This is a genomic window from Nitrospira sp. Vd2, assembly GCF_979581665.1.
The window spans coordinates 61,279-70,487 of sequence record NZ_CEFZSK010000010.1 but is presented as its reverse complement, the minus strand read 5'-3'; the positions used below and the strand labels follow the sequence as shown (position 1 = coordinate 70,487).

The 9,209-nt window shown below is 58.8% G+C and carries 10 protein-coding genes; 9 read left to right on the top strand and 1 reads right to left on the bottom strand.

Features of this window, described 5'->3' with window-relative positions; translation table 11 throughout:
• Positions 1 to 467: 467 nt before the first annotated feature.
• Genes lhgO through AC1U7K_RS04980 form a run of 9 tightly spaced genes read left to right on the top strand, consistent with a single transcriptional unit; the run spans position 468 to position 8,256 of the window.
• Positions 468 to 1,685 carry an L-2-hydroxyglutarate oxidase gene (gene lhgO, locus AC1U7K_RS05020; RefSeq protein WP_480249747.1) on the top strand — a complete coding sequence of 406 codons (1,218 nt, stop codon included), beginning with the start codon at positions 468 to 470 and terminating at the stop codon, positions 1,683 to 1,685.
• 3 nt (positions 1,686 to 1,688) lie between these two features.
• Positions 1,689 to 2,180, top strand: coding sequence for a class I SAM-dependent methyltransferase (locus AC1U7K_RS05015; protein ID WP_480249746.1), 492 nt, complete (start codon positions 1,689 to 1,691; stop codon positions 2,178 to 2,180).
• Between the two features lie 28 nt (positions 2,181 to 2,208).
• Positions 2,209 to 3,111 carry a glycosyltransferase family 2 protein gene (locus AC1U7K_RS05010; protein ID WP_480249744.1) on the top strand — a complete coding sequence of 301 codons (903 nt, stop codon included), beginning with the start codon at positions 2,209 to 2,211 and terminating at the stop codon, positions 3,109 to 3,111.
• Entirely contained in the window at positions 3,111 to 3,371 is a 261-nt protein-coding gene (locus AC1U7K_RS05005) for a hypothetical protein (protein WP_480249742.1), read from the top strand. Before AC1U7K_RS05010 ends, AC1U7K_RS05005 begins: the two co-directional genes overlap by 1 nt.
• Before the next feature lie 17 nt (positions 3,372 to 3,388).
• Positions 3,389 to 4,306: a glycosyltransferase family 2 protein gene (locus tag AC1U7K_RS05000; RefSeq protein ID WP_480249741.1), complete on the top strand. Its 918-nt coding sequence runs from the start codon at positions 3,389 to 3,391 to the stop codon at positions 4,304 to 4,306.
• A 1-nt stretch (position 4,307) separates the two neighbouring features.
• On the top strand, positions 4,308 to 5,930 hold the full coding sequence (locus AC1U7K_RS04995) for an SGNH/GDSL hydrolase family protein (protein ID WP_480249740.1): 1,623 nt from the start codon (positions 4,308 to 4,310) through the stop codon (positions 5,928 to 5,930).
• Between the two features lie 51 nt (positions 5,931 to 5,981).
• Positions 5,982 to 7,331, top strand: coding sequence for an alginate O-acetyltransferase AlgX-related protein (locus AC1U7K_RS04990; RefSeq protein ID WP_480249739.1), 1,350 nt, complete (start codon positions 5,982 to 5,984; stop codon positions 7,329 to 7,331).
• Positions 7,325 to 7,735, top strand: a complete 411-nt coding sequence (locus AC1U7K_RS04985) for a hypothetical protein (RefSeq protein ID WP_480249738.1) — start codon at positions 7,325 to 7,327, stop codon at positions 7,733 to 7,735. The genes AC1U7K_RS04990 and AC1U7K_RS04985 overlap by 7 nt, the downstream gene beginning before the upstream one ends.
• A 35-nt stretch (positions 7,736 to 7,770) precedes the next feature.
• Complete coding sequence (locus AC1U7K_RS04980; RefSeq protein ID WP_480249737.1) at positions 7,771 to 8,256, top strand: alginate O-acetyltransferase AlgX-related protein; 486 nt, start codon at positions 7,771 to 7,773, stop codon at positions 8,254 to 8,256.
• A gap of 47 nt (positions 8,257 to 8,303) precedes the next feature.
• Here the strand turns inward: AC1U7K_RS04980 and AC1U7K_RS04975 are convergent, their stop codons facing one another.
• Positions 8,304 to 9,194 carry a glycosyltransferase family 2 protein gene (locus AC1U7K_RS04975; RefSeq protein WP_480249736.1) on the bottom strand — a complete coding sequence of 297 codons (891 nt, stop codon included), beginning with the start codon at positions 9,192 to 9,194 and terminating at the stop codon, positions 8,304 to 8,306.
• Positions 9,195 to 9,209: the final 15 nt, after the last annotated feature.

Genomic DNA, 9,209 nt, shown 5'->3' with positions numbered 1-9,209 from the left:
GCACTTCAGAGACAGGACACTAGCAGGATGTTGAAAAAGGCCGCCAGCTTCCACCTGGGCGCTCACCATCTCGCGCCTGTGCGCAAACGTGAGGGAGTTATTCCTCGCCTCGCGCACTTCGCATCGCTCAACGCCTCAACGTACCGCCCGGGACAAGAGCCTGTCTTGGCGGGCTCGGGGTGGGCGGGTGAAAATGAATACGCCTCACCTCAAGACACGGCCGGCTCACCATCTCGCCGGTGCGCACAAACGTGGCGTCACTTATCCGTGACGCCGTGCGCCTCGCTGCGGCCTTGGCCGGGAAGGGGCGCGTCCAACGGGAAAGAGCCGTCTTGGCGGCTCGGGGTTGGGTCGGTGAGATAAGCGCCTTGGGCGGGCGGGTGAATTGGACGGCCTTTTTGAACATCCTGCTCGGTCATCGCCGTAGTGAACCATATAGAAGCGTTTAAGCCCCGCCTCCACCGACTATGACCAGGCAAACGACAACGTGCGATGCCCTCATCATCGGGGCGGGCGTGATCGGTCTCGCGATCGCGCGTGTGCTCAAGCATCGACATGGCGGCCGTGTTGTGGTGATCGAGAAAGAGCGGACGGCCGGTCTGCATGCCAGCGGCCGGAACAGCGGCGTGCTGCATGCCGGTGTGTACTATAAGCCGGGCACGCTGAAGGCCAAGCTGTGCGTGGAAGGCAATCGCCGTTTGCGGGCCTATTGCCGCGAGCGCGGGATCCCGCTGAACGAGTACGGCAAGGTCATCGTGGCGCGAACGGCGGCCGATCTTGGCCCGCTTCAGGATCTGTACACACGGGCGACCGGGAACGGGGTCAATGTCGAACTGGTCGATGAGCGAGCGCTGAAAGACATCGAGCCGTGTGCGAAAACCGTCCAGCAGGCGTTGTTCGTCAAAGACACGGCGGTGGTCGATCCGCAGCGGGTGATGGCCGCGATGGTGGCGGATGCGGAACGGGAGGGCGTGGAGATTCGGTACGGGTGCGTCTGGACCGGCGTGACAGGCGAGGACGGCATTGAGACGACCACCGGCGCGATTCGATACGGGCATCTGATTAATGCCGCGGGGCTGTTCGCCGATCGGATCGCGCATGCATTCGGCGTCGGCCGCCACTACCGCATCCTGCCGTTTCGCGGGCAGTTCTTTCGCTTGCGGCCCGACTCGCGGGTGCAGGTCCGCGGCAACATCTATCCGGTTCCCGATCTGCGGAACCCGTTCCTCGGCGTGCATTACACCAGACGGCCGGATGGGGTCGTAACGGTCGGCCCCTCGGCTCTGCCGTTGCTCGGGCGCGAGCAGTATCGTGGGTTGGCCGGCGCGACACTTTCCGATAGTCTGACGATGGCCGCGTTCATGGTACGGCTGTTCACCAGAAATCGGGATCACTTCCGCTCACTGGCATGGAAAGAACTCACCAAGATGTCGCCTGCCGGCTTCTTTCGCGAAGCCGACGCTCTCGGTGTCGGACTCCAGAAGGGAGATCTGCTGCCGGGCAAGGAGCCGGGCATCCGGGCGCAGTTGGTCGATACCCGGATGGCCGAACTGCTGAACGACTTCGTGATCGAACCCGGCCCTCGCTCCACGCACGTGCTGAACGCGGTGTCGCCGGCCTTCACGTCGTCGCTCCCATTTGCTGAGTATGTGGTGGATCAGATGAAGCTGGGAGGGAACATCTAGTCCATGGGCATCATGCTCGACATCGGGTGTGGCGAGCAGAAGCAGCCGGGCACGATCGGCGTGGATCGGCGTTCCGTGAAGGGTGTGGATGTGGTCTGCAACGTGGATGAGGGATTGCCGTTTCGGGCTGCAAGCATCGATGGTGCGTTCATCATTCACACCATTGAGCACGTACACAACTTGAACGGGTTCATGGAAGACCTGTATCGCGTGTGCCGTCTCGGCGCCAAGATCTATATCAAAACCCCCTACTACACATCGCGAGAGGCGTTTGTCGATCCGACTCACGTCCGGTTTATCACCGACGACACGTTCAAGTATTTCGAATATCCAAATTACTACGATCTCAAATGCCATTTTCGGACGCTCTCGATCGAGTACAAGATGCGAAAGCCCTTCACGTTCCTCCCTCGCCATTTTCAAAAGCGCGCGCGGCGCTATCTGTGGAACGTCTGCATCGAAATGGACGTGGTGTTGGAAGCAGTGAAATTGTGACGGCGAGGCGGATTGAGGAGCAAGAGTGATGACCGGCTCACCCCGCGTCAGCGTCGTCATCCCGCTGTACAACTGCGAGCAGCATATCGGCGAGGCGATCGAAAGCGTCCTGCGCCAAACCTATCGCGACTACGAGATCATCGTGGTCGACGACGGCTCGACAGATGGGTCGGCGGCGATCGTGCAGCGCTTTGGCCCCGCCGTCCGGTATATGCATCAGACGAATGCCGGCGTATCGGTCGTCACGAATCGCGGGGTCGCGCTCTCGAACGGCGAGCTGATTGCGTTTCTCGACAACGATGATGTCTGGCTGCCGACGAAATTGGAACGACAGATCGAGTATCTCAATGAGCATCCTGCGTGTGGCTTCGTGAATTGCGATATGCAATACGTCTCTGAGGCCGGGCAGAAGTTGGACAAATTTTTGCGCGGGGTCGATACGCGTGAGCCATTCGTGCGTTTGTTTCAGAAGGGCTACGTCATTATGTGTTCGGCCGTCATGATTCGGCGCGACGTGTTCATGAAAGCGGGAGGCTTTGACGAAGGATTTGTCGCTGCCGGCCTTCAGGACATGGAATGGATGTCGCGCGTCGCGGACTGTACCCAACTGGGATACGTTCCGGAAACACTCGTGCTGTATCGGGACCACGGTACGAGAATTCCCAGAGATCATGCTCGGCGAAACGAGGAACTCTATCTGAGCCGCTTGTGGGAACGGTATCACCACGATCCGACCAAACGTCGTGTTCTTGCAGGAGCGCGCGCCGCACTGTTATCCAACCTGGGGCAGCACTTGATTCGTACCGGTGAGCGGGAAGCCGGGCGGCAGCGGATCTTGGAGGCATTGCGCCTGGCCTTTCAATATCGCGTCAACATGAAAATGATTCTTCGATCTGCGCTCCGTTTGACACGGTCGTATCTTCCACGATAATGGCGGGTCTCGATTTGGCCGTCGTGCTCGTCCTGGCGATGATCGAGATCGCGGGATTCGTTCTCACCGCGCGCTCGGCCACGACGCTTGCCGATCGGCCGCGGGTTGCGAAATTGATCGTCCTGTTCACCATGTTCGGGCCTTTGGCGCTCGGCTTTGCACGCATTGTGCGGACGCTTCAAGACCTTTTGAGGTCGCTCCTCCAGCGACAATCGGATCGATCACACGCGCTGCTCACGCTACCGCCTTACGGAACATGACGGCCGACACTTCTTGCATGATTCCCACCGTCAGCGTCGTGATCCCGCTCTACAATGCGTGCGGCGTCATAGCCGAGACGATTGACAGCGTGTTGAAGCAAACGTGGACGGGCTATGAATTGATCGTCATCGACGACGGGTCTACGGATGGATCGGCTGATGTTGTCCGGGGATACGGCACGACGGTCCGGTACGTCACACAATCCAATCGGGGTGTCGCCGCGGCACGGAACCGGGGCATCGCGGAATCGGTCGGGAGATACATCGCGCTGCTGGACCATGACGATCTGTGGCATCCCACGAAGCTGGAGAAGCAGGTTCGCGTGTTGCAGCAACGCCCGGATGTGGGCATGGTGATCACGGATGTGGCGCACATCGATCGCGGGGGTCGGCCGATGGGCATCACGGGCAAGGGGTACAATCCCGGCGAGACGTTTGCGCGTTTGTTCGTGCAGGGGTACGTGCCCACGCCGTCGTCGGCCATGGTGCGAAAAAGCGTGTTCGACGCCGTCGGAGGATTTGACGAGCGGTTTCACTCGGCCGGCCTCGATGATCACGAATTGTGGACGCGGATCGCGGCGCACTCTGAAATTGCCAATATCCCCGAGCCATTGACCTTTCACAGAAATCTTGGCGCCAAGCCGGCACACATCGCATTGGCACACCGCGCCATTTTGCTCCGCACGCTCATGCAACGCTTCGGGAATGACCGCGAGAAGCGACGCTATCTCACGCGCGAAGAGGCGCTGTATTGGTCGGATCTCGGCAAGGAATCTCTCAGCCGGGGACGCGTCGCAGAAGGAAGAGCCCAGCTGCTGCAAGGGTTCCGATTGAGCCTTACGGAAGCCCGAAGCCCGAAGACCGCCTGGCGCTGTCTTTCCCGCCTGATACGGTCATATGCCACGGCCCGCGGGGCGATTGGAAAAGACGCCTGACATGAAGCAAACTGTACCGGTCGATGCAGAGGCCATCTCGCTCACTTCCAATCGTGTCAGCACTTCCGTTCGCATGCTGACTGTCGTTTGCGCCATCGTAACGGTCGTTGCCTTATTCATGGCATGCGATATCGGCATGTTCGTGTTGGCGGCGCGTCCCGCTTCACGGTTGGCCGATCCACCCCGCATTTCAAAGCTTCTCGTTGTGTTGGCTCTCAGTGTCCTGATCGGCGTTGTTTTCAGCATCGCAGCAAGGCGACTGATGCGAGGGGCCTCCGCTTATCTGGAGCGTGTGGTCGGCTGGTCGCCCGGATGGATCATCTTCTGGACAAGCCTGGCTTTCCTATTCTGGGGCATCTACTATCCGTTGCCTTATCACAGTCATCACATCGACAAGGTCCTTCTCGGCATGTCAACCGGCCTTATGTGGGGCATTGGATTCTTAGTATCTCCGCGCCATCTTGCCACGCTTACAAATGGACGAGGGTATTCGGCGGCCAAGGTCGTTGTAGTGAATATTTTGATTTTTGTCATGGTGGGAGAAGTCGTCGTCAGGCTCGTCGATCCATATCTCGCCAGAGCGGGCCTCTTTGCACATTCCGACACTCCTGCACGGCTCAAGCCGCACGTCCCGATGCCTGGTTCGGTTCGGTTCACCAATTCTCAAGGATTTCGAGACCGCGAGCGGAACTCAACCAAAGCGGAAGGGAGCCTGCGCATCCTCGCGCTCGGCGATTCATTTACCTATGAGGGCGGCGTCAGTTATGACGACAATTTCGTGACTCTTCAGGAGCAAGGATTGACGGATCTCGGCCGCCCGGCCGAAGTCATCAATCTCGGAGTGCCCGGATGGGCCCCCGCTGAAGAGTTTCATTTGTTGAAAATGTACGGCATCACGCTCGACCCGGACATCGTGATGGTGAATCTATTTGTCGGGAACGACATTATGAAGCGGCGGGAGACATATCTTGAGCGGCCGATCGTCGTGGCGGGACAAAGCTATTATGTGCACGTCACCGGAAATTGGCTGCACGACACGTTCTCGCCGGATCGCTGGTACCTCTATCACAGCCTGAATTATTTAATAAAGGTTGGGGGCGGGATTGGCTGGTCCAAAGTGTTCGGTGAGCCGATCGATCCGGCACGGGAATGGGTGCCGTTCCGCTCGTATCACGCCTACCTCAGGGACATTGATGATCGAAGCGAAATCTATCGCAACGAAGAGTCGGCGCTGTTTCAATTTCACTGGAGTCGGACGCAAGAAACGTTGAACGCCATGCATCAATTTCTGAAGATGCGCGGCGTTAGCCTGGTGCTCGTACTGCTTCCCGCTCAGGAACAGGTCGATCCGGTTCTTCAGGAGGACTTGCTACGCGCGGTGCAGGGCGAACGAGGAGGCTACGATTTTGAAAAGCCGCAGCGGCTTCTCCGCCAAGGGGCCTCTGAGCACGATGTCTTCGTGATCGATCTCTTGCCGGCGTTTCAAGGCTATCCCGATCCTTCAGCCTTGTACTTCGAAAATGATATTCACTGGACGAGGACAGGGCATCGCTTGGCTGCCGATTCTATCCTTCCACTGCTTCGGAGCTATCTAACCGATTCGCAATTGCATGGTCACTCCTAACCGAATGGACCGGATATCGCCACTCTCCCATATCTTTCCCGTTCGCACATCATGAGATCAGTCAAAGCTCGATGCGGCCTCGCGGCCCTTGCTGGACTGAGCACCGCTTCCCTCTATGCCGAAGGCGTCTTGGTCAACGGGTGGATTGAAGTCCTTTTGTTAGCACCGGTGGTGTGGTTTCTGCTCACGGCTCGCGGCAACCGCTTGCTCGAGCACACTCTTCTGATCGTAACCGCCGTGTGCCTCACCGTCACCGTATCGGATCTGGCTCTGCGGCCGGTGCTCGGGCCGACGTTACAGTCGCCCATGAATCTCTTCACCCATCGCCTACCGGAGCTGCCGTTACTTGGTCGCTGGGACCCCAATGTTCAATTTACGGGACCGACGTATGGCGATCTGGCAGCAATGACCGGTGATCCGAGCTTGCGGGACATGCACGAGATCACATTCATCACCGATTCGGCCGGATTTCGGAATCGAACCGTGCCGGATCCGGTTCATTTCCTCCTCTTGGGAGATTCGTTTGGCGCCGGCGGAGGTGTCACGCAGGACAAGGTCGTGTCGGAGGTCTTGCAAGCGCGGACCGGGCTTGCGACCTACAATCTCTCGTTTCCGGCCTGCGGCCCCTGGCAACAATACCTGAACTTCGCCATCGAGTCGCCGCGACTGGTCTTCGCGCCCGGCGCCCGGCTCATGTGGCTGCTCTACACCGGCAACGATTTGGACGATGAGTACGGTGAGACATGGCGTCTCGAAGAATTACCGTGGCGGTCCGGATTCAATGCGTGGCGAGTGCGCTACAAGACCTTTCGGGGGCGTTCACCCTTGCATCAACTCTTCGACCATCTCACCTGGCGGCTGAAGCGACAACACAGTATGGCGGAGAATGTCGTGAGGAGAGCCTTGCCGGACGGCGGCCCCATGCTGTTTCTCAAAGTACAGGAAGAGTGGCCGCGCCGACCGGCGGCGGAGGTGCGTCAACATCCCAACTTCCCCAAGTTCGTTCGCACCCTGGATGCCCTCAAGCAATTGGCGGACAGGAGCGGCGTCGGGCTATCAATTGTCGTACTTCCGACCAAAGGAGAGGTGTATCCTTGGATTCTCAATCCAGGTACTCCACCTGATCACCCCGTGCGCGGATCAGGCTTTGCGGAGGCTGTCCTCTTGCTCTGTGATCGCGCGGGTGTGCCGTGCTTTGACGCAAAACCTGTTCTCCACGACGCCGCTCGGCGTCTGTGGGCAGCCGAAGGCGAGTTGCTGTGGTGGCGGGACGATACACATTTGAATGAGCATGGGCATGCAATCTTGGCCGAGTTTCTGACTCGTGAAGTCCTCGGCAAGGAGCCACGATTGAGCCAAAGATTCGAGCGCACCGGACACTGTATGAACGAGCCGTGTTAAGGCTCGAGCAAGAGGCCATGCTGCCGGTCCTGCGCCGGCTTCCGCTTGCCCTCGCCGCGGCCCTTGCGACGGTGAGCCTTTATGCCGAAGGTGTACTGAAGAACGGCTGGGTCGAAGTCATTGTCCTCCTTCCGATCCTGTGGTTTCTGTTCAAAGGCGGTGCACCCATCCTCCAAAACCTGCTGCTGTCCCTCACCGTGGGCTGCGTCAATTTTGCCATCGAAGGGCGCCGGCTCACCTTTTCGGCAGAAGCCATGATCGTGTGGCGATCTACACGGGGAACGACCTGGACGATGCCGCCGGAAGCGTGTGGGAGATCGATGCACTACCGTGGAAGTCGCCGTTGGGTCAATGGCAAGTCAAGTATCGGACGTTTCGCAATCGGTCGCCGCTCAATCGCCTAGCAGAAAATCTTCGTGCCCGAATGTTCTCGGCGGCCATGCCAGCGAACGTCCTCATCAAATCGTTACCCAACGGGCTCCCCATCCTGTTCTCGCAGACGCAGGAAATCTGGAACACCAAATCGAGGTCCGAGGTCGAACAGCATCCCAACTTTCCAAAGCTGGAACGCACGTTCGTCGCGATGCGCAAGTTGGTCGACGCTCGCCACCTGATGGTTGCGGTCCTGATCTTGCCCACGAAGGGTGAAGTGTACCGATGGCTCCTCGATGGGCGGGCGCCGAACGAGGAGGACGAACGATCATCCGGCTTTGCGCAGGCAGTCTTGAGCGCGTGCGGGCGTGCGGCGTTACGATGCCTCGACATGAAACCGTACTTTGTGAGGAATACGGTGGCGTTGTTTGAAGAGTCGGGCAAGCTGCTGTGGTGGCGGGATGACACGCATCTCGGCGAGGAGGGCCATCGACTCATGGCGGCATTCATTGCGGCGGAGCTGTTCCATCGTTCGAAGCCAAAGCAACAGTGACCAACCCAATAACACGGACAAGAAGATTTCCGGGAGAGCTGAATTGGTTATCGGCTGATCAGATACGACCGAAGCAATCGCAGCATCGTCTTTCGATCAAACGGGCGGTAGCGGAGCGCTTGCCAGAAGGCCTTCCTGGCCTCTTGGGTACGCCCCTGAGATAGAGAGTACTTGCCGCAGTCGGCGTAATAGGTTGCCCAGTCGCGCGCTAGCGCCTTCGCCGCCGAAGTCCTCGGTGGACAGGACGAGGCGTGTTTGTCGAGAAACCGTCGGCGTCCGAGCAAGGCACGTTCAGATGGAATATCGCGTGACACATTGCGTCCGTAGAGCCGATGTCGATAGAGCGGCTTCGGCAAATGGATAATCGGAAAACGCTGATAGAGCCGAATGGCCAGGTCGATGTCCTCCCAAATCCTCAACTGTTCATCGTAGCCGCCGACGTCATCGAAACATCGCTTTCGAAAGAGCGAGCCGGACGTTGCGACGTCATGATTCCCGCGAAGCAGTTGGGTAATGCTGAACGTCGCTTTCATCGCCGCATCGTAGTGCAGGATGCCATTGTCTTCGCTGACCTGATAACCGTCGGCATGCGCAACAGCGGCATCAGGATTCGGGGTCAACACGGCAAGTGTCTCTTCGAGGAACGTCGGCTCCCACAGATCATCCTGATCGAGGAATGCGATGAACTCCCCTTTCGCGGCACGCGCGCCGTCGTTACGAGCGGCGGCTTGTCCGCCGTTGGCCGTTCGGCGCAGATACTGAACCGACCTGTACCGCTCGACCACTGATTGCGTGTTGTCGGCCGACGCGTCATCGACTACGATCACTTCATCGGGATGGCGCGTTTGGGCCAAGACGCTCTCGATTGCGGCATCGAGATATCGGGTGGCGCCGTTGAAGGCGGGGATGACGACTGTCACAGAGGATTTCGAACTCACGGCATAACCTAGAAT

What these genes read in the sequence shown, in the direction of transcription:
- AC1U7K_RS05010 (WP_480249744.1), top strand. Translation starts at nt 2,209, where the DNA reads ATGACCGGCTCACCCCGCGTCAGCGTCGTCATCCCGCTGTACAACTGC.
- AC1U7K_RS04995 (WP_480249740.1), top strand. Translation starts at nt 4,308, where the DNA reads ATGAAGCAAACTGTACCGGTCGATGCAGAGGCCATCTCGCTCACTTCC.
- AC1U7K_RS04990 (WP_480249739.1), top strand. Translation starts at nt 5,982, where the DNA reads ATGAGATCAGTCAAAGCTCGATGCGGCCTCGCGGCCCTTGCTGGACTG.
- AC1U7K_RS05015 (WP_480249746.1), top strand. Translation starts at nt 1,689, where the DNA reads ATGGGCATCATGCTCGACATCGGGTGTGGCGAGCAGAAGCAGCCGGGC.
- AC1U7K_RS04980 (WP_480249737.1), top strand. Translation starts at nt 7,771, where the DNA reads ATGCCAGCGAACGTCCTCATCAAATCGTTACCCAACGGGCTCCCCATC.
- AC1U7K_RS05000 (WP_480249741.1), top strand. Translation starts at nt 3,389, where the DNA reads ATGATTCCCACCGTCAGCGTCGTGATCCCGCTCTACAATGCGTGCGGC.
- AC1U7K_RS05005 (WP_480249742.1), top strand. Translation starts at nt 3,111, where the DNA reads ATGGCGGGTCTCGATTTGGCCGTCGTGCTCGTCCTGGCGATGATCGAG.
- lhgO (WP_480249747.1), top strand. Translation starts at nt 468, where the DNA reads ATGACCAGGCAAACGACAACGTGCGATGCCCTCATCATCGGGGCGGGC.